This window comes from Candidatus Villigracilis saccharophilus (genome assembly GCF_016711665.1).
The window spans coordinates 67,153-86,989 of sequence record NZ_JADJSO010000015.1; the positions used below are offsets into that span (position 1 = coordinate 67,153).

Annotated in this window: 12 protein-coding genes and 1 pseudogene; 11 read left to right on the forward strand and 2 right to left on the reverse strand. The window is 48.4% G+C overall.

The features are described from left to right. The first annotated feature begins 84 nt into the window (after nucleotides 1-84). The 11 genes and pseudogenes from IPL17_RS06355 (at nucleotide 85) to IPL17_RS06405 (ending at nucleotide 16,740) form a co-directional block, all read left to right on the forward strand. Nucleotides 85-1,406, forward strand: a pseudogene (locus IPL17_RS06355) (cyclic 2,3-diphosphoglycerate synthase). A 128-nt stretch (nucleotides 1,407-1,534) separates the two neighbouring features. Beyond that, a complete protein-coding gene (locus tag IPL17_RS06360; protein ID WP_345306238.1) occupies nucleotides 1,535-1,861 on the forward strand; it encodes an agenet domain-containing protein in 327 nt (108 codons plus the stop codon). Between the two features lie 244 nt (nucleotides 1,862-2,105). Further along, nucleotides 2,106-3,185 (forward strand): spermidine/putrescine ABC transporter substrate-binding protein, encoded by a 1,080-nt coding sequence (locus tag IPL17_RS06365; RefSeq protein ID WP_345306239.1) that lies wholly within the window; start codon nucleotides 2,106-2,108, stop codon nucleotides 3,183-3,185. Then, on the forward strand, nucleotides 3,182-3,391 hold the full coding sequence (locus IPL17_RS06370; protein ID WP_345306240.1) for a hypothetical protein: 210 nt from the start codon (nucleotides 3,182-3,184) through the stop codon (nucleotides 3,389-3,391). The genes IPL17_RS06365 and IPL17_RS06370 overlap by 4 nt, the downstream gene beginning before the upstream one ends. 2 nt (nucleotides 3,392-3,393) lie before the next feature. Continuing rightward, the gene (locus tag IPL17_RS06375; RefSeq protein ID WP_345306241.1) at nucleotides 3,394-3,861 is read left to right on the forward strand and encodes an extracellular solute-binding protein; all 468 of its coding nucleotides are present in this window, start codon (nucleotides 3,394-3,396) and stop codon (nucleotides 3,859-3,861) included. Nucleotides 3,862-3,912: 51 nt separating this feature from the next. Continuing rightward, nucleotides 3,913-4,206 (forward strand): hypothetical protein, encoded by a 294-nt coding sequence (locus tag IPL17_RS06380; RefSeq protein WP_345306242.1) that lies wholly within the window; start codon nucleotides 3,913-3,915, stop codon nucleotides 4,204-4,206. A 60-nt stretch (nucleotides 4,207-4,266) separates the two neighbouring features. Continuing rightward, nucleotides 4,267-7,710, forward strand: a complete 3,444-nt coding sequence (locus IPL17_RS06385) for a PAS domain S-box protein (protein ID WP_345306243.1) — start codon at nucleotides 4,267-4,269, stop codon at nucleotides 7,708-7,710. Nucleotides 7,711-7,841: 131 nt separating this feature from the next. Continuing rightward, nucleotides 7,842-11,276, forward strand: coding sequence for a histidine kinase dimerization/phosphoacceptor domain -containing protein (locus IPL17_RS06390; RefSeq protein ID WP_345306244.1), 3,435 nt, complete (start codon nucleotides 7,842-7,844; stop codon nucleotides 11,274-11,276). A gap of 14 nt (nucleotides 11,277-11,290) precedes the next feature. Beyond that, on the forward strand, nucleotides 11,291-12,376 hold the full coding sequence (locus IPL17_RS06395) for a PAS domain S-box protein (RefSeq protein WP_345306245.1): 1,086 nt from the start codon (nucleotides 11,291-11,293) through the stop codon (nucleotides 12,374-12,376). Further along, nucleotides 12,361-14,223 (forward strand): diguanylate cyclase, encoded by a 1,863-nt coding sequence (locus IPL17_RS06400; RefSeq protein WP_345306246.1) that lies wholly within the window; start codon nucleotides 12,361-12,363, stop codon nucleotides 14,221-14,223. The genes IPL17_RS06395 and IPL17_RS06400 overlap by 16 nt, the downstream gene beginning before the upstream one ends. A gap of 423 nt (nucleotides 14,224-14,646) precedes the next feature. After that, on the forward strand, nucleotides 14,647-16,740 hold the full coding sequence (locus IPL17_RS06405; RefSeq protein WP_345306247.1) for an EAL domain-containing protein: 2,094 nt from the start codon (nucleotides 14,647-14,649) through the stop codon (nucleotides 16,738-16,740). 8 nt (nucleotides 16,741-16,748) lie between these two features. On the opposite strand, the gene IPL17_RS06410 is transcribed toward IPL17_RS06405, so the two are convergent. Both IPL17_RS06410 and IPL17_RS06415 read right to left on the reverse strand, forming a co-directional pair. Further along, a complete protein-coding gene (locus IPL17_RS06410) occupies nucleotides 16,749-18,695 on the reverse strand; it encodes an ATP-binding protein (RefSeq protein ID WP_345306248.1) in 1,947 nt (648 codons plus the stop codon). Further along, on the reverse strand, nucleotides 18,685-19,830 hold the full coding sequence (locus IPL17_RS06415; protein ID WP_345306249.1) for a response regulator: 1,146 nt from the start codon (nucleotides 19,828-19,830) through the stop codon (nucleotides 18,685-18,687). The genes IPL17_RS06410 and IPL17_RS06415 overlap by 11 nt, the downstream gene beginning before the upstream one ends. Nucleotides 19,831-19,837 lie beyond the last annotated feature (7 nt).

The window sequence follows — 19,837 nt, forward strand, 5'->3', positions numbered from 1 at the left end:
GTGCTGGGTAAAAACGAAAAGACTCAAAACCCAAGCGGAGTCTCGGACACTGTCCTCAGTGCGGCTTAGTTATAGGAGATCAATATGCCTATCAAAACACTCATCATGGGAGCCGCAGGACGCGACTTCCACAACTTCAACACCTTCTTCCGTGGGAACAAGGATTATGAAGTGGTCGCATTCACCGCGACCCAAATTCCAGATATCGAAGGCCGCGTATACCCAACCGAACTCGCGGGAGAACTATATCCGAGGGAATCCCGATCCGCGCCGAAGAAGAACTGCTTGACCTCATCAAGAAATACGGCGTGGAGCAGGTTGTCTTTTCATACAGTGATGTGCCCCATGAATATGTGATGCACAAAGCCAGCATGGTCAATGCCGCGGGCGCGGACTTCCGCATCATGGGCACACACAATACTCAGGTGAAGTCGACCAAGCCAGTTGTGTCGATCAGTGCCGTTCGGACGGGATCAGGCAAAAGTCAGACAACGAGGCGTGTGGCTTTAATCCTCAAAGAAATGGGATACAAAGTTGCAGCCATTCGTCATCCAATGCCTTATGGGAATCTCGTCGCGCAGGAAGTACAGCGCTACGCAACTTATGACGATCTCGATGAATATCAATGCACCATCGAAGAACGCGAGGAATACGAACCGCACATCGACAGTGGCGTGATCATTTACGCAGGCGTCGATTACGAGAAGATCATTCGCAAGGCTGAAGCTGAAGCGGATATTATTTTGTGGGACGGCGGCAACAACGATTTCCCATTCTATGTGCCTGACCTGCAAATCGTCGTCGCTGACCCGCACCGCACTGGACACGAGTCAACCTACTACCCAGGCGAGACCAACGTGCGCATGGCGGATGTATTCGTCATCAACAAGGTGGACACCGCCGATGCAGAGAACGTGATAAAGCTGCGCGAGAACCTTCGCAAACTGAACCCGACCGCGACTCAAATTGAAGCCGCCTCTCCCCTCTTCGTGGATGACCCCGATGCGATCCAGGGCAAACGCGTATTGGTGATCGAAGACGGCCCGACCCTCACTCACGGTGAGATGGCCTACGGCGCTGGATATATTGCCGCCCGCCGATCCGGCGCAAAAGAAATCGTTGACCCGCGTCCGTTTGCGGTGCGATCGATCGCAGCGACCTACGTCAAGTATCCGAAGACTGGACCGATCCTCCCCGCGATGGGATACGGCGATGCGCAGACCAAAGACCTCGAAGAGACGATCAACGCCTCTGATGTGGATCTGGTCATCATCGGTACGCCGATCGATCTTTCGCGCGTGATGAAGATCACGAAGCCAAGTCAGCGCGTGAGATATGAACTGCAGGAGATCGGTCAGCCGACCTTGCAGGATGTTTTGATGAAGAAGTTTGGAAAGAAGAAGTAAATTAGTTATTAGGAATTAATGGAAGTCGGGTGATAGAATTCACCCGACTCTTTTTCTTTGAGAGGCTATAAATGGCTGAATTGCAATGTAAGATGGTAACAAATCAAATCAAAAAAAGGATGATAACAATGGACTATTGGACTGAAGGAAACCGCGCGTTCGCATTTTGGGATGAGGATGAATATTTTTACCCAGCCACGATCATTGCACTCGATGGCGAAGATATATTTATCCGCTTTGACACTGGCGAGGAAGAATGGACTAACGCCGAATATCTTGAAGAATTTATCGTTGAGGTTGACGATGAAGTTGAATGCAAGTCAACGCAGGATAATTTATATTACGATGTGACAGTTCTCGATGTAGACGGCGACCGCGTTGAGGTTGAATACGAAGATGAGACTACCGAATGGAGCACCTTAAGCCGTCTGCGCTTTTTTGTTGACGAAGATTGATTAAGACAAGCGGACAACAGATCCATAATTTACCCATTTAATTTCCGGCCCCATGTCAGCAGGGTGGAAGCAGAAAACGCTGATTTTCGAAAATCAGCGTTTTCTGCTTTTATCGATGTTCCATTTTGCTCTTAAACAAACCTTACAATTCTAATAACGCTTTAGTTACAAATATGCAAACAAATTCTCCACGTGCCAAAGTTGGGTATATAATGGCAGAAAAGTTTTTGGGAGAAAATTCACAATGGATAAACCCTTTCAACTTAATTTTCAGTTGCGCAACTGCCTGCTTGTTTTGGTTTTTCTCAGCTTGATTTTGCCAGGCTGCGCCCCCAAAGAACCACCCATTCCGAAGGAATTGATCCTATACAACTGGGTGGAATATATGCCGCAGTCTGTGCTGGACGCTTTTGCGAAAGAATATGGCGTAACGGTTAAATATGTCACCTATGAATCGCAGGAAGAAGCGTTTGACAATATGCAGGCGGGAAATGTTTACGATCTGGTGGTATTAAAACCTGAATTTATCCCGGAATTAGTAGAACAGAACCAGCTCAAAGCCATTGATTACGCGCAAGTACTAAATTTCAAAAACGTCTCCGCCAATTTCCGCGACCTGGCCTTTGACCCGGGCAATAAATATACAATTCCATTCCATTGGGGCACAACTGGTATTTTATTTCGCACAGACCTGGTTGACCGACCCATTACCCGCTGGAGCGATCTATGGGATCCCACATTTGCGGGCAAGGTGGGCGTTTGGCCGATCCCGGATTCCTTGATTCCCATCACCCTAAAGATGCTGGGGCATTCAGCAAATTCAGAAGATCCTGCTCAAATGGAGGAAGTGCGCCAATCCCTGCTACAGCTTAAGCCCAACTCATTGATCATCTCAAACACCAATGCTTCAGTAGTTCCCTTATTAGAGACCGGAGAATTGGAAATCGCCTTTGGCTGGGCTTATGACGCCATGCTGGCACAGGAATCAACTCAACCGATCGAATACATCATTCCCGAAGAAGGCACCATCTTATGGACGGATTATTTCTGCATCCCCGCCAATGCCGCCAACCCGCGCGGCGCAGAGTTATTCCTCAATTTTATTTTACAGCCCGAAATTGCAGCCCAGATCGTCAATGAGAGTTACTACCCAATGGCCGTTGACGGCATGGACGAGTTTATTATTCCCGAAATCCTTAACAACCCGGTCATCTTCCCAGACAATGCTCAAATGCAAAATGCTGAAATTATCCTGCCCACTCACAAAAGCCGCAAGCCGGCTTATGATGAAGTCTGGTCATCTTTTATGGAAGTCAACCCATGACATCGGGAAAATATTACAATGCGCGCCTCTTTCTAAACTGGCAGCTGGTACTGTCTCGAATTCTCCTCAGCTTGCTGACGATGACCCTGATTACTGCCTGCGGCAGTCCAACACCTCAACCCACCCCCACTGCAATACCTCTGGCAAACAGATCCCAGGAAGAAGCCATTGCGAATATAAGGCCGGGCAAATCTATGACATGGTAGTCATGGAGAGCCGATTTATTCCGCAATTAACAAAAGAGAACCTCCTGGCTGAACTGGATCAAAGAAACCTGGACAATTCGAAAAATCTTTCCGCCAACTTCCGCGAATTGGCCTACGATCCAGGCAACCACTACAGCATCCCAAACACCTGGGGCACCACTGGCCTGGTCGTCCGCAGTGACCTTGTTGCAGAACCAGTCACCCGCTGGGCTGACCTTTGGGATCCACGCTACGCGGGACAAGTCGGTCTTTGGATGGGACAACCCCGCGAAGTGATCAGCCTGACCTTAAAATCATTGGGCTACTCGGCCAACTCCGAAGATCCAGCAGAATTGGAAGAGGCTTATGGACCGATTACTCGAACTCAAACCAAATATAATCCCTTGGAAGATCCCAATCTTGCCACCTCAATGGAATGCTGGCTAATGGCCAGGCAATCATCTCGATGGGCTATGCCAGCGACGCTTTGATGGCCAGGAAAATAACCCTGCCATCAATTATGTATTCCCAAGGAAGGCGCCATGTTATGGAACGACACCTTCGTCATTCCGGCAAACAGCCCAAACAAATTCACCGCCGAATTATTCCTGAATTTTCTAATGCGCGCAGATATCAATGCTCAAATCGTTAACGAAAACCTGTATGCCACACCCAATGAAGCCGCCTATGAATTTATCGATCCGGAGATCCTCAAAAACCCGCTGATCTATCCGCCGAATGAAGACCTCCTCAACGCTGAGTTGATCCTGCCACTCTCGACTCAAGGCCAGCAGCTTTACGATGAAATTTGGGAGCGATTTTCAACCGCTCCATAAAGCCAATTTATGCTGAAAAACTTTTTCCCATTTTCACGATACCACCTAAGCGGACAAGTCATGTCCCTCGTCAGCGGGGCATTGCTTATCACGCTGGTCATATTTTCCCTCAGTGTCTTCTATTTTGTGAACCGCACGGAAAGCGCAGCCTGGCGCGGACGACAGAGTGAAGCCGCCCGCAATGCCGCCGGGACCGTGAGTGGATTTATTCAGCGTGTGCAGGATGCCCTGACTGTGATCAGTATTGTTTCACCGGACCAACTTGCAACGGATTCAGATGAACTAATCGCCTTGCTTCAAGAAAACACGGCTATATTGGAAATCATCCGCATGGATGGGGCAGGGAACGTGATCGCAAGCGGTGCGCAGGATAAACCAATACTGGCAAATCTGATCACCATCCCCCAATCGCAATGGTATTTGCAAGCCAGGAAGGGGGAAACCTATATCGGCGATGTGCAGTTGTCCGCGAATGATAGGCCGTATCTCATCATGGCTATTCCAGGCGCAGACAAAGGAGTGGTCGCCGCCCGCATCCAAATGGACATCCTCTGGACAGTGGTTAAGGATATTCGTTTCGGTAAATCCGGCGAGGTGATCGTTATTACTCATGCAGGGAATATCATTGCACACACCAATTCGGAATTTGTTCTCGCAAGACAAACTCTTATAGGGCGCCCTGAATTATCAGCGATCCTCAATGCGCCGAATTCGATATGGTCTGGTTCATATAGAGATTTTCATAACGAAGAAGTTGTAGCCGCCACTTCGCCCATACCTGGGACAGATTGGATCGTGATCACAGAATTAGCCCAACCGGAAGCTTTTGCATACAGCCAGACAGCGATATTTGTGCTGGGCACCGAAGCGTTCCTGCTCCTGCTCGTCGCGAGTTTTATCGTGGCACGCTTCGTGCAGTCTTTGATCACCAGACCCATGGAACAATTGATCATTGGAGCGGATCGAGTTGGACAGGGTGATCTGAACCATCGCATTAATATGATCAGAAAAAATGAGATCGGTCAGGCAGCATCTGCCTTCGATGCGATGGCTGTCAGCCTGCAGGAACAACGGGCAGAAGTGAACAGGCAGACGACAGCCCTGCAATCCAGTGAAGCCAACATGCGGCGAATCGCCGACAATATGTACGACATCATCACACAAATCGGGCCGGATGGAATCATTCAATACTCCAGCTCCTCGGTGAAATGGGTTCTTGGAATTGAACCTGCTGAATTGTTTGGTGAAATGATCTTTGAACGCATCCATCCGGACGATATGGCTGAAGCGCTGACAATTTTCTCCCAGGCTGTCGCGGATCAGGTCAGACCCCAACCATTTGCACTTCGTTACAAGCATGCCAATGGAAAATATTTATGGATGGAATGCGCCGCCAGCATTTTGACAGACCCCCAGGGTGAGTTTGCAGGCGCAGTCCTCTCCAGCCGCGATATATCGGAACGCAAAAAAATGGAAATGGAACTTAGCGCGAGCGAACAGCGCTACCGCATCCTGGCTGAAAATGCCAGCGATGTGATCTGGGCGGCAGATATGAATATGCAAATGAACTATGTCAGTCCGGCTGTCCAGAAATTATTTGGCTACTCCGCCGAAGAGGTGCTTACAAAAAACATCTTTCAAAGCATGACGCCAGAATCAGCACAATTCGCATTATCATTTTTTTCCCAGATCCTGATGGAACTCGAAACAGAGCCAAAGGAACCTCTGCGAGGCGCTTCGAGTTCCCTCGAATTGGAATGGATTCGAAAGGACGGATCAACCGTATGGACTGAAGCCAAGGTCTCATTCATGCTGGATGAACAAGACAAGCCCGTGGGGCTGTTGGGCGTAACCCGCGACATCAGCGAGCGCAGACAGGCGGAAGATGCCCGTCAAAAAGCGATCGCCTATGAATACGAATCCCAACGCGCGCGCGAATTGGACATTTTATTAAAAGCGTCCGAAGCTACTTCATCATCCCTCGATTTCCATATAGTGATGCACACTCTCGCTTCACAACTGCTCGAGCTCAGCGGGTTCGAGAGCTGTTTCATTTCAGAATGGGACAAAGAGACTAATTCGGTAATTGGTCGGCTGGACGATTCAAGGACTTTTTGGCGTGAAGACCTGCGGGATTCCTATTCAATGAGTGATTACCCCCAATCCAACCAGGTGCTGTTGACGGGCAACCCTATTATTTTACAGGGCGATTTCGAAGCCGAAGAGAAACAATGGATGGACCAGTTAAAAAGGACCGCTGTCATTATCCTTGCACTTTATGCCCGGGAGAAAATCATCGGACTGGTTGAAATTGCCACGACAAAGAAGAATAAACTTTTTACCACGCAGGATTTGCTCAACTGCCAGGAAATTTTAACGAACGCAGCACCCTCCATTAAAGAACCCTTATCGGCAAATGAACCCAAAGAATTATTTGAAATAGAAAGAGCTCTAATTCAAACCACTGGAGGGGAGGTTTGTTCTTTTTCAGAATGGGATGAGCCTAATAACAAGATCTTTAATCTTGCAGTCTCTTCTTATATCACCTGGGATACAGGCACAGGCACGCGTTTCAATCCCGACCTGGATACCTGGCGTCAGGCACTTGACGAGGGTAATACGATCACCTTCCAGCGCTCAAAACAAACCTCAACCGAAGCTGTGGTATTCGACGGGGTCGAAAGGATGAACGTAGAATCACTGATCATCTTTCCCCTGCAAAAAGGAACCGAGCGCATCGGCGTGATCGAGTTGTACGATTTCAATCACGAGATACAAGTTACACCCGAACAGATCACTTTATTGAAAACCATTGCCGACAAAGCCAGTTACTCGATCGAGAATGCGCGCCTGCTCCAATTAACACAAAATAAACTTGACGAACAAACCGAACTGCTCAATGAAAAAGAAGTGCTTCTCAAGGAAATCCATCACCGCGTCAAGAATAATTTGCAGATCATCTCCAGCCTGCTCAACCTGCAGTCCAATCAGATCAAAGATACCGGCACATTACGAGTCCTGCGTGACAGCCAGGCGCGTGTGCGCTCCATGGCTTTGATCCACGAGAAGCTGTATCAATCCAAGAGCCTGGCAAAGATCAACTTTGGCGAATACGTGCAAAGCCTGTCAAAGGACCTGTTCCGCTCGTACCAGCGTACGCTGGGAGATATCCAGTTGAATGTTCAAGTGGATGAAGTTTCTCTGGATCTGGATTATGCCGTACCTTGCGGCCTGATCCTGAACGAGCTGATGACCAACGCCTTGAAATATGCCTTCCCCAATGGACGAAACGGATCCATCCTGGTCGAGCTGCGGGCTGGCCCCGATCAGACTCTCAGCCTGAAGGTCGCGGATGACGGTGTGGGCCTCCCCGCAGGGTTGGACATCCTAAAGAACAATTCACTCGGGCTGCAATTAATCAATAGTCTGGTGAAGCAAATTGACGGCACTTTAGTAGTTGAAAACTCATCTGGAACAGCTTTTCAGGTTTCATTCAAGGTCTAGGTCATGGAAGGAATATGTCAAAAGCGCGCATTGATCTTTGAGGACAAAGGCATCGTCGCGATGGATGCTCAGACTAATCCGGGAAATTTTGGCAATAGCGGTATAAGTTCCATCCAAAGGAAACAGAAAGCATGATTCCTGTTCATTATTATTTTATTTTATCCATAATTTTCCTTTCGATTCTCACTTCGATCGAAGCCGGGCTTTATTTGGTCCTTCGATATCGAACAGGGTTGGCGCTCTGGGCCGGATTGATCCTGTTCAGCCAGGCGCTTGAACTGGTCGGGTATTTGTTGTATTGGATCAAACCAACGCTCACAATGGTTCACTTTATTTCTCTGGCCCAGATATTTTTTTATACCCTTTTCTGTGTTTTCTGGCTGATATTTGTGTTTATATTCACCCGCCATTCAGCCTGGATCCGGCTCCGCAATCTCATCTTGATAATCGCCCTGCCATGCGCTTACCTGCCAATGATGACGGCACTCTGGATCCAAGGGTCCGTCATGGATCCCACAGCAATGAAAATTGTCGGTTCCCTGATGCTTTCCCCCTTTACAAGCGGGCTGCCGGGATCGCTCTTTATTATTTTTGTCTACGGGGTGGCGATATTTTCAAGCCTTGTTTTGCTGCGCTTCTTTTCCAAATCGAATCCGGTTTTACGGATGATGGCGCTGCCTTTGCTGGTTGGCCCAAATCTCCTGGCGTTGGTGGCAGCCTTGGAGTTGGCCGGCATCCATCCAATTCAGCCCCTTTCAATCCATCAACTTGCCATTGCAAGTATTACTCTGATTGCCTTTTGGGCCGTCTTTGATCTGCGCTTTGGAAGTGTGTTATCTTCCGCACGCGAAACGGTCATTGACCAGATGCAGGACGGAGTCTTGATCCTGGACCAGCAGGATCGGCTTATAGATATAAACGCTGCAGCCCAACACATCCTTGGCAGCGACAGTAAAAACGCGCTAAAACAAAATATTTCCAAAATCTGGCCGCAAGGAGCTGCTTTGATTTCCAGCCAATCCGGCATAAATGTTCCGGTGGGAGAAGCCGCCATGCAGGTCGATGGATTGGAATACACGTACGATATAAGCAGTTCAAAATTACTCGACACCTATCAGGAATCCGTCGGGCGGGTGGTCGTACTGCGAAATATTACCAAACGAGAGTTGATGGAGAAATCGCTCCAGGAGCGCACCCAGGAACTTCAACATACCAATTCTTTTTTATCTGCATTGGCACAAGCAATGGGCAATATTCAGGGAACAACTGAACCAGCGCGGGTCCTGGATATTATGGGTAGTGAATTATATGCAATGGGTTTGAAATGCTTTATCGCGCAGCTCGAACCAGATTCCAATGAATTGGTGGTCAGCTATGTACATAGCGGAGAAAATGCGCTGGCAGGCATTGGAAGACTTTTAGGAGACAGGGTCATTGGGTACCGCTTGAAGCGGGATCGTTTTTTGAAGTTATACAAACTGGTCGAAGGCAAAGAAAACAGCTATCGAGATCAACTAATAAAAGGGATATCCTCTTTTGAAGACCAGGAGTTTTCTCAAAAGATAAAACAAATCATGGGACTGATCGGGTTAAAACTGGATGTGACCACCATCCTTGTGCGTCTGGTAGCCAGGGAGCGGGTATTGGGGTTGATGGGTGTATGGGGCGATGATCTTCGCGAAACCGATATTGCGCCGCTTAATATGTTCGCAAACCAGGTTGCCTGGTCAATCGAAAAAGCTGCTCTTTATGAAGCAGAAATCCTTCGATCCTCCGAATTGGTTCGCGTAAACAGTCTCGTTATCGCACTTTCCAAAGTGGCCTCCATTTTGGAAATCACCTCAGATTCAGATAAGATGTTTGATACTCTGGGTTCTGAATTAAAGGGTCTCGGTTTGGATTGCGGGATCGTTACCATTGACCCGGACGGAGCCGCGGCAAAGATACAATACCTTTCATTTAATCGCGCGCTCATCCAGGCCGTTGAGAAATTAGCCGGCGTATCGGCAAAAAACTACGTCGTACCGAAACAATATTGGCCGGATGACACAGCCATCCAGGAGCGCATTCCTGTCTGGTATTCAGATCCGGGAGATATGATCCGCGGAATGTTTCCCGCAATCCCCAATTCGATCGCAAAAAAGGCTCTCCACATGCTGGGCTTCAAACCGGAAACTCAATTATGCATGCTCCCGCTGGTTGGGCGGGAACGGACGATCGGAGCCATGTTAATCTGGGGAGTCGACCTCCATCCATCGGATGGCGCGGTTTTTGCCATCTTTGCCAGTCAGGTGGCCAGCGTCCTCCAAAACGCCCTTGCTTATGAATTTGAAACCCGACGTGCGAATGAGCTAACCCGCACAAACAACATCATCATGGCGCTATCCAATGTAGCCGCCCGTTTGGAGACCACATCGGATTTAATGCAGGTGTTTGAAACGTTGGGCAATGAATTGAAAAAGATCCGCGTGAACTGTATGGTCGGCACGTTTGATGAAGCCAAGCAGGAAATGAAACTCGAATATCTTACAACTTCAAATGAAATCACTGCCTGGGCTGAAAAGCTGGGTGCCTTTTGGCCAAAAGAGATCACGATACCCCGCCATTTATGGCCTACAGATAAGGCGGTCACTGATAAGGCTCCGTATTGGGATCCAGACATGATCGGAAGCACTGCCAGGATGTTCCCCTATATCCCCAAGGATATCTTTACACGTTCATTCGAAATGGTTGGGATGAATCCAAATGATCCAACCTGTTACCTGCCCATGATCTGTGAAGAGGATGTGATTGGGATCCTTGCAGTCTGGGGGTCCGACCTTAGACAAGAAGACACATCCGGATTAAGTGTCTTCGCCAACCAGGTGGCAACTGCGATCAAGAGTTCCCGTTTATATGATCAAGCCCAGAAGGAAATTATTACCCGAACGCAAACTGAGTCTCGCATCCGTGAAACACTCAGAGAAAAAGAGGTCCTGCTCAAAGAAGTTCACCACCGCGTAAAAAATAACCTGCAGATCATCTCAAGCCTGCTCAACCTGCAAAAAGATCAAGTTAAAGATACCGGCACGCTGCGGGCCTTACGAGACAGTCAGTCGCGGGTGCGCTCCATGGCCTTGATCCACGAAAAACTGTATCAATCACAAAGCCTGGCAAAGATCGATTTTGCCGAATACGTTCAAAGCCTGACAAAAGACCTCTTCCGTTCGTATCAGCGCACCCTGGGAAATATTCGCCTGAACATTCATGCCGATCAAGTCTCTCTTGACCTCGACTACGCCGTACCCTGCGGGTTGATCCTAAACGAATTGATGACCAACACCTTGAAATATGCCTTCCCTGATGGACGAGACGGATCGATCTGGATTGATCTGCACGCTGAACCCGATCAGACTCTCATCCTGAGAGTTGCAGATGACGGCATTGGGCTCCCAGCCGGGTTGGATATCCTAAAAAATAAATCGCTTGGATTACAATTGGTTAATAGTTTGGTGAAGCAAATAGACGGCACTTTAGTGGTTGAAAGCTCATCTGGAACAGCTTTTCAGGTTTCATTCAAGGTGTAGGTCATGGAGGGAATATGTCAAATGCGCGCATATTGATCGTCGAGGATGAGCAGATCATTGCTCTGGATATTCAAGCCACCCTTGGATCCTGCGGCTATATTGTCGTGGGGCATACAGACAATGGCAGGGATGCCATTCTAAAGGCCGCCGAACTCCGCCCCGACCTGGTGATGATGGATATCGGCCTGAAGGGCGAAATAGACGGCATCGAAGCGGCGACCCAAATACGGGCGCAGTTCGATCTGCCCGTCATATTTCTAACCGCCTTCGCCAACCAATCCACCCTTGAACGGGCGCGCGAGGCCGAAGCGTTTGGATACATCCTCAAACCATTTGAAGAAAATGATCTGACCATCGCCATTGAAATGGCGCTTTATAAACACGGCATGGAATATAAATTGCGCGAAAGCGAGAGCAAGTTCCGCAAGGTGGTCGAGCACGCATCAGATGGAATCGTTCTCAATGACAGCCGTGGAAATATCATTGAGTGGAATCCGGCCATGGAACAAATCACTGGCTTGAAGCGTTCAGACGTCCTCGGGCAGTCAGCCGCAGATATCACTTTCCGTTTGTGGCCCAAAGAGACAAAGTCTAAAATTTCAGAGGAAGATAACAAAGATAAGTGGAAGCATGCGGTAGAAACTGGGTATAGCAACCCGGATCAAATGACAGTTAGGGAGATCGAAGATCTGCAAGGAGCACGCCGCATAATTCAAAGTAACGGGTTTGCCATCAATACCGAACGTGAAACGCTAAGTGGAGTCATCATCCGCGATATCACAGAAAGCAAGCGGGCGGAAATAGAGTTAAAGCAGAGCGAGACCCGTTACCGTGAGTTAATTGAACTTGCTGCTGATGGAGTCCTGCTCGGTTCACATGAAGGCATCATCATTGGGGCAAATTCCTATATGCTGAATTTAACCGGCAGGACTTTGGCAAACCTGATCGGTTTGCATGTCAGTGCGCTATTCGACCCGCAGGAAATTAAAAATAAACCCTTCAGATTCGACCTGCTGCAAAAAGGGGAAACTGTCATCAGTGAGCGTAATCTTCTGCGCCGGATGGCACATTTACTCAAGTCGAAATGCATACAAAAATGATGCCCTATGGAACATACCAATCCATTTATCACGACATCAGTGAGCGCAAGCAGGCAGAGGAAGAGTTGATCGTCAAAGAAACTGCAATTGCCTCCTCGATCAACGCAATTGCCATGTCAGACCTCTCCGGACGCCTGACCTATGTAAACCAGGCTTTTCTAAAATTGTGGGGCTACGAGCATATTTCCGAAGTACTGGGGCAGCCGGTAATCGCCTTTTGGAAATCTGAAGACCAGGCCGGCGAGGTGATGGAAGCCATAACCAGTAAAGACGGATGGATCGGCGAAATGTCAGCAAAAGATCGCCACGGGACCCATTTGGATGTTCAAGTATCGGCTCATCTTGTCAGAAAAAAGGATGGACAACCGGTCTGTATGATGGCTTCATTCATCAATATCACCGAGAACAAGCGGGCTGCGGAAGCGCTCAGACGCAGCGAGGAAAAGTTCCGTTTGCTGGTTGAATCAATGGATGATATTGTCTTTACACTCGATCTTGAAAAACGCCATAGCGGTGTTTTTGGCTCGTGGGTCGAAAAAGCGGGTATGACCCCGGAAATGTTTTTGGGAAAGACCTCGCGCGAAGTATTAGGAGACAACTTCGCCAAAATTCATGAAGAAATGAATAACCGTGCCTTATCCGGAGAGATCGTCTCCTATGAATGGTCTGGCGGCACAAAAGAAAACCCGCTGCATGTTTACACAACACTTTCCCCCATAAAAGACTCGTCGGGAAAGATTTCCGGCCTGGTAGGGGTTGGGCGAAATATCACACAGCGCAAGATCCTCGAACAAGTCGAGCATGAACAACGACAATTGGCCGAGGCGTTACTAGATACTTCCGCGGCCTTAACCAGCACATTGAAATTGGATGAAGTTTTGAACCATGTGCTCAACAACATTGAAAAATTGGTCAGCTATGATGCGGCAATGGTCTTGTTGATCGAGGGGCATTCCGTTCGCAAGATCCTTCAACGCAGCGGCACATTTCCAACAACAGGAAATCAACCACAATTAGGAAATACGCAAGCCAACCTGATCAACACTCCAATTTTAATTGAAATGATCAAGACAGGCCTGCCATGCCTGATCCCTGATACGCAGACCGACTCACGCTGGCGCGCGATCGCGGGCATGGGCTGGGTCCGCTCCTTTATTAGCGCTCCCATTCAAATCCGCGGGCACATGGCGGGCATTATCAATGTGATCAGCGCAGCGCCCGGGTTCTTCACCCCACTACATTCCGAAAGGATCATGGCCTTTGCCAGCCAGGCGGCCATCGCCATCGAAAACGCGCAGTTATTTGAACAAACACAATATCTTGCGATGACCGATCCATTAACTGAAATGAACAACCGCCGTTATTTCTTTGATGCGGCCAGGAAAGAGTTTAAGCGCATTCAACGCTTCCAACGAACGCTCTCGATCATGATGGTGGATATCGATCGTTTCAAGAACATCAACGACACCTATGGTCATTCCGTGGGTGACCTGGTGCTGCGTGAAATCGCCGCGCGGATCAAGAACTCGATCCGAACTGTAGATATTGCGGCGCGCTATGGCGGCGAGGAGTTTATCGTGCTGATGCCAGAGACTGGTTTGAGTGAAGCCTGTCAGGTCGCTGAAAGAATCCGAAAGAGCGTGGCTGACTATCCGTTCGGGGAAGAGACAGTCCCGGTCACAGCCACTCTCAGCATCGGAGTCGCCGAGATAGATGAAAAAAGAAAAAGCATGGATCAGTTAATAACCTGCGCAGATAACGCGCTGTACACAGCCAAAGCTGCCGGCAGAAACCGGGTGGAAGGGTACCGGGAAACGGCAGATGACAGAGCCACAGTGAAAAGTTGATACCGTAAAGAGAGTGATTAAAGATTTCTTTGCACACTTCAAGAGCAGTGAAATGCCCCTACCATCAGGCTGATAGACATCAGTTATGACAACAACTTCCACCCTTACAATTTTGTTAACTGGTGTATTTGGCATTTTTTCTATTTATCTTGATAGACAGATGCAATATAATGACAAATAAGAGTTGAGAACTGGGAATTTCCCATATATTCAATCCCATATAACGGAAAATGGTCCGCTCCACCATAAGTGTTTCCGCGATCCGCGCATGAAAACGATTTTATCGGCAGTTCAGAATCCGGATATACACTCACCAGAAGGAAGTGATTTCGTGTTTGTGCTCTTGCAAAGTCAATTAATCTCTCTCGCGGTCCGCCATCGCGAGCATTTATGAAAGAGTTCTAATGCCTGATGGAGAATGATGTGTCGAAAGCAAACATACTAATCGTTGAAGATGAACACATTATCTCGCTGGATATTCAAACCAGTTTGGAAAGTTTGGGGTATACCGTAGTGGGTCACGCAGACCATGGAGAAGACGCGCTAAAAAAAGTTAGAGGACTGCATCCCGATCTGATTCTGATGGATATCGGCCTTAAGGGTGAAATGGATGGCATTGAAGCCGCCATACAAATACGAACGCAGTTCGATCTGCCGGTAATTTTTTTAACTGCCTTTGCCAATCAGGCCACCATTGAACGCGCCAGTCAAGCCCAACCATACGGATACATCCTCAAGCCCTTTCAAGAACATGAATTGGCCATCGCGGTTGAAATGGCTCTCTATAAACACAGTATGGAAAAAAAATTGCGGGAAAGCGAAGAACGCTATGAACTGGCCGCACGCGGAGCGAATGACGGCCTTTGGGATTGGAATTTAAAAAAGAACGAAATCTACTTCTCTCCGCGCTGGAAAGCCATGCTCGGGTACAAGGAGGAAGAAATTGGCAGTAACCCGGATGAATGGTTGAAAAGGATTCATCCGAACGATCTTAAGAAAGTTCAGGAAAGCCTTGCCTCCCATATTAAGGGGAAAACCGCTCATTTTCAAAGCGAATATCGAATCCTGCATATTAATGGCAGCGATGTGTGGGTGCTTTGTCGTGGACTGGCAGTGCGTGATGCAAAAGGAGTCGCCTACCGCATGGCAGGATCGCAAACAGACATTACCGCCCGCAAGCTGGCGGAAATGCGCCTGGCCCATGACGCCCTTCACGATATGTTGACCGGCTTACCGAACCGGGCGCTCTTCATGGACCGACTGACGCTTAGGATCGAACATACAAAACGGCATCCCAACCTCCTTTTCGCGGTCTTATTCGTTGACCTTGACCGCTTTAAAGTTGTCAATGACAGCCTCGGGCACGCGGTTGGAGATCAACTCCTCATCGCAACCGCCCAGCGTTTGCAACAATGTATGCGGCCGGGCGACACCGTCTCGCGGCTGGGAGGAGATGAATTTGCGATCCTGCTCAATGAGGTCAACGACGCGAGTGACGCCATCCGAGTAGCAGAACGGATCTGTGGACGACTGGTTTCAACTTCCATGCTTGACTCAGTGAAGCGGTCTACAACTGCGAGTATTGGCATCACCATCAGTGACGCGAATCATGCCAAACCGGAAGATTATCTGCGGGACGCAGACACAGCCATGTATCGAGCCAAGGCGTTGGGAGGGAATCGTCATCAATTATTCGATTCGGCCATGTATACCAGCGCTGTCGCCCTGCTTGAATTGGAAGGCGAGCTGCGGCATGCGGTGGAACACCAGGAGTGGCTGGTGGAATATCAGCCCATCATTTCAATGACCGACAGCAAAATGCTGGGGGTTGAGGCGTTGGTGCGCTGGAATCACCCTGTGCGCGGCATGGTCGCCCCGCTCGAATTCATCAATGTCGCTGAAGAAACCGGATTCATCCTGCAAATTGGTGAATTTGTCCTGCGAGCCGCCTGCACACAGGTAATGGAGTGGAGAAAAACCGCTTACCCCAATTTATGGGTTTCGGTAAATATCTCCGGACGTCAATTCCAAGACCCGAACCTGGTTAAGACTGTCAAAAATATTTTGGCGGAAAGCGGGCTTGCGCCGGATGGACTGCTATTGGAGATCACCGAAAGCGTAGCCCTGAAAGATTATAAGTACAGTCTGAAAATCCTGAATGAATTGAGTGCTTTTGGGATTCGCGTGGCATTGGATGATTTTGGCAACGGCTATTCATCTCTCAGTTATCTAAAGGACCTTCCACTTAATGTTCTAAAAATAGACAAGTCATTTATAAAAGATATTGCGGCAAACAATAACAGCGATGCAATCACAACAGCGATCATTGCAATGGGGCACACAATGAATCTTCAGGTGGTTGCCGAAGGTGTGGAAACCAACAACCAGCTTGATTTTTTGAAAGCAAGGCATTGCGACAAAATCCAGGGGTTCCTGCTCAGCCGGCCTGTACATGGCAGTGAAATATTAAAAATTGCCAATCGGATACAGGGTCCTTCGGCTGGAAGAATATACTAAAGGACAGATCAAATCACAGGTCGCAAGCGGACAATGAACGTAGTCCCATTATTCAACTTGCTTTTGACCTCAATATCGCCGCCTAATTCCTCTACAATCGATTTAACAATATACAAACCGATACCGCTCCCGGGAATTTCAGCGACCGTGACATTTTTCGCACGATAGAATTTTTCGAACAAATGCGGAATGGCATCCTCCGCGATGCCCATCCCGCGATCGCTCACAGACACATTTACAAATCCTTCCGAAAAAAGAACCGCAATCAGCACCTTGCTGTCTTCAGGTGAAAACTTGGTGGCATTGGTGATCAAATTAATGAATACCTGTTGAAGCGCGCCGTTATCGCCAAATATATTCACAGGTCCTCGCGGTGCGTCCAGGATCAGGTCAATATATTTCATATTCGCGATCGGCCTGACCGCCTGGATCGCATCCTCCAGCACAGGGATAATATCCAACGGTACCGCGTCTAATTTCACCATGCCGCTCTCGAGCCGCCCCGCCATCAACAAACTATCGATTAATTTTTTCTGACGATCAAGTTCATTCCTCAGAATACGCCAATATTCATCCAACTCCTCCCCTGTTCCACCCTGTTGAATGAGATCGGCCATCAAAATAACGGCTGTGAGCGGCGTTCGCAATTCGTGGGAAGCGCGGTTGATAAAATCCGTTTTCATTTCGTTAAGGCGAACCATATCCGTGATATCACGGACAATGATCAACGCTTCGCCGGGGTTGATCGGATGCAGCCTGGACTCATACACACTGCTGCTGAATGGCAATTGGAATCCTTCCAGCCAATGGTCGCTTGTGAAGAAATGCTTGTTTTCATCACCCAAAATTCTGGCGACAATCCCTTCGGGCCAGGTCTCGATGATTTTTCTGCCGGTGATCATGTCACGATGAATGAACAAGGGATGGTTGGGGCTGGCGTTGTAATCGAGGATCACACCATCGGCATTGATCCGAACCAACAAATCAGGAAAAGATTCCACGATCATGCGATTGCGGAATTCATTCAAGCGGATCGTCTCTTCATACTGAATTCGCTGCAGCGCCGCGCCGATCAGATTTGTCGCGGTCTGCACCACATCGAAATCTGACAACAACCACGAAAGGCTGCTGTCGCGATCGAACATGCCCAAAAATCCCTGTGATCCAAAAGTACCTAAAATGGGGATCGCCAGAAAGGAATATTCCGGCACGATCCTTGCACCGCTAATTTTCACTTCTGAAAGAGCTGAATTGGGATCGAGACTCATTCTATTAACGAAGGGGCGAATGGCTTTTTCGGGATCAAAATCACTTTCATCGAATTCCGACCAACTGTACTGAACCATTATCTGGGGCGTGCCGGAAAATTGCTCGATCTCGAAGATCACACAACAGAACATATCCAAGGCATGTCCCAAAGATTCCAACACTTCCGAGATGCCCGACTCAATGTTAGGAGATCGGAACAACCGCGCTGTCGCCTCACTGATCACAGAAAGAATACGGCTGTTCCTCTTTATTATTTTTTCAGACGCTTTGCGCTCTGAAATATCTCGTGCAATGCTTTGAATATAACTTGGCTGTCCATCCCCATCATAAACAAGCGAGGTGCTGATCTCAACCGGGATCAAGGATCCGTCTTTTTTTTTGAGGATCCTCTCGTAAATATCCGCCTGATCGCCTCTCGATATTTTCTGTTCCAGCAGCTCGCCAATTGAGATGACATTGCTGACATGCATCCCAATGATCTCCTGTTCGCCATACCCCAACAGGGTCAGCGCATGTTGATTGGCGGCCAAATAATTCAGATCCATGCCAATAATAAAAATGCATTCCCCGGTTTGCTCAAACAGATCCCGCCCAAACTGCTCGACATTCCAGCTTTTATTTTGCTTTTCGATCCTTGTTTTCATCTCAGAAAGCAAATTGCGGATGGGAATAGCTTTATCGTCCATAAACCACATCTTCGTCCCGAATATCCGGATAGACAGCGACCACTTCACAGCCCGCCGATCCATTTACGATATGAACACTCCCCCCAAAATGTTGGAACACAGCCCGCGCGATCGCAAGCCCCACGCCAAGCCCTTCATAAGCTCTGGTATCGCCCTGGCTGATCTGGTAAAACTTTTCAAAAACCCTATCGAGCTGCTCTTCAGGAATCCCCGGACCTTCATCGGTGACCACGATCTTGACCCCACCATTGGGGCCGGTGATCATTTCCAGGTGTACCTTCCCATTTTCAGGGCTGTACTTAAAGGCATTATCCAGTAAATGTACAACTGAGTGGGTAAACTCCTTCCGTGGAGCCATCACCTCGCCCCCATTCACAATATGATGCGTAAAGGTCAATCTCTTATTAGCGTATTTTTCAAGACGTTTATAAATCGGATGCAAAACATGCAGATCAAGATCGATACGCTGCCGAACGGAATTCAGGTTCCCAAGATCGGCGTTGGACAGGATGATAATATCCGAAACAAGCGAATCCAAGCGGTCTACATTTGAAAGCGCTTTTCGCAAAAATTCGCTTTGCATGTCAGGATCGGAAAATTTATTATTGACAGCCAATTCCAGGGGGGTCATGATGTTCATTAAGGGCGTACGCAATTCATGATGAAAGTTCTGCAGGATCTCATCACGCTGCTTAACCATTTCCTGGTGGGCGATCTCCGCCATTTGCGCCCGGCCCCGCTCCCGCTCAGCACTGACCCGCCGTAACAGTCCATCCAGCCGCGCTAATAATTCCTCCATAACAAAAGGCTTGGCAATGTAGTCATCAGCCCCATCGCGGATGCCGGTAATTCGGTCATTCTGATTCGAGCGCGCGGTAAGGAAAATAAATGGAATTGAAGCTGACGTTGGATCTGCGTTTAGAATTTTTTTCATTTCAAAGCCATCCGGAGGCGGCATCATTACATCAGAAATGATCACATCCGGCAAAAACTCTCTGGCCTTTTGCAAACCATCCCGGCCATCCACCGCCTCGATGACTTGAAATCCATGCCTGCGGATCGCGATCACGATCCCCAGTCGAATGGCTGGTTCATCATCAATCACAAGAATCACCGGGACTTTACGCTCATCCATTTTGAAA

Bases quoted from the DNA above. Each gene is read 5' to 3' on its own strand.
- IPL17_RS06360 (WP_345306238.1), top strand. From the start codon at position 1,535: ATGGACTATTGGACTGAAGGAAACCGCGCGTTCGCATTTTGGGATGAG.
- IPL17_RS06365 (WP_345306239.1), top strand. From the start codon at position 2,106: ATGGATAAACCCTTTCAACTTAATTTTCAGTTGCGCAACTGCCTGCTT.
- IPL17_RS06370 (WP_345306240.1), top strand. From the start codon at position 3,182: ATGACATCGGGAAAATATTACAATGCGCGCCTCTTTCTAAACTGGCAG.
- IPL17_RS06375 (WP_345306241.1), top strand. From the start codon at position 3,394: ATGGAGAGCCGATTTATTCCGCAATTAACAAAAGAGAACCTCCTGGCT.
- IPL17_RS06380 (WP_345306242.1), top strand. From the start codon at position 3,913: ATGTTATGGAACGACACCTTCGTCATTCCGGCAAACAGCCCAAACAAA.
- IPL17_RS06385 (WP_345306243.1), top strand. From the start codon at position 4,267: ATGTCCCTCGTCAGCGGGGCATTGCTTATCACGCTGGTCATATTTTCC.
- IPL17_RS06390 (WP_345306244.1), top strand. From the start codon at position 7,842: ATGATTCCTGTTCATTATTATTTTATTTTATCCATAATTTTCCTTTCG.
- IPL17_RS06395 (WP_345306245.1), top strand. From the start codon at position 11,291: ATGTCAAATGCGCGCATATTGATCGTCGAGGATGAGCAGATCATTGCT.
- IPL17_RS06400 (WP_345306246.1), top strand. From the start codon at position 12,361: ATGCATACAAAAATGATGCCCTATGGAACATACCAATCCATTTATCAC.
- IPL17_RS06410 (WP_345306248.1), bottom strand. From the start codon at position 18,695: ATGGACGATAAAGCTATTCCCATCCGCAATTTGCTTTCTGAGATGAAA.
- IPL17_RS06415 (WP_345306249.1), bottom strand. From the start codon at position 19,830: ATGGATGAGCGTAAAGTCCCGGTGATTCTTGTGATTGATGATGAACCA.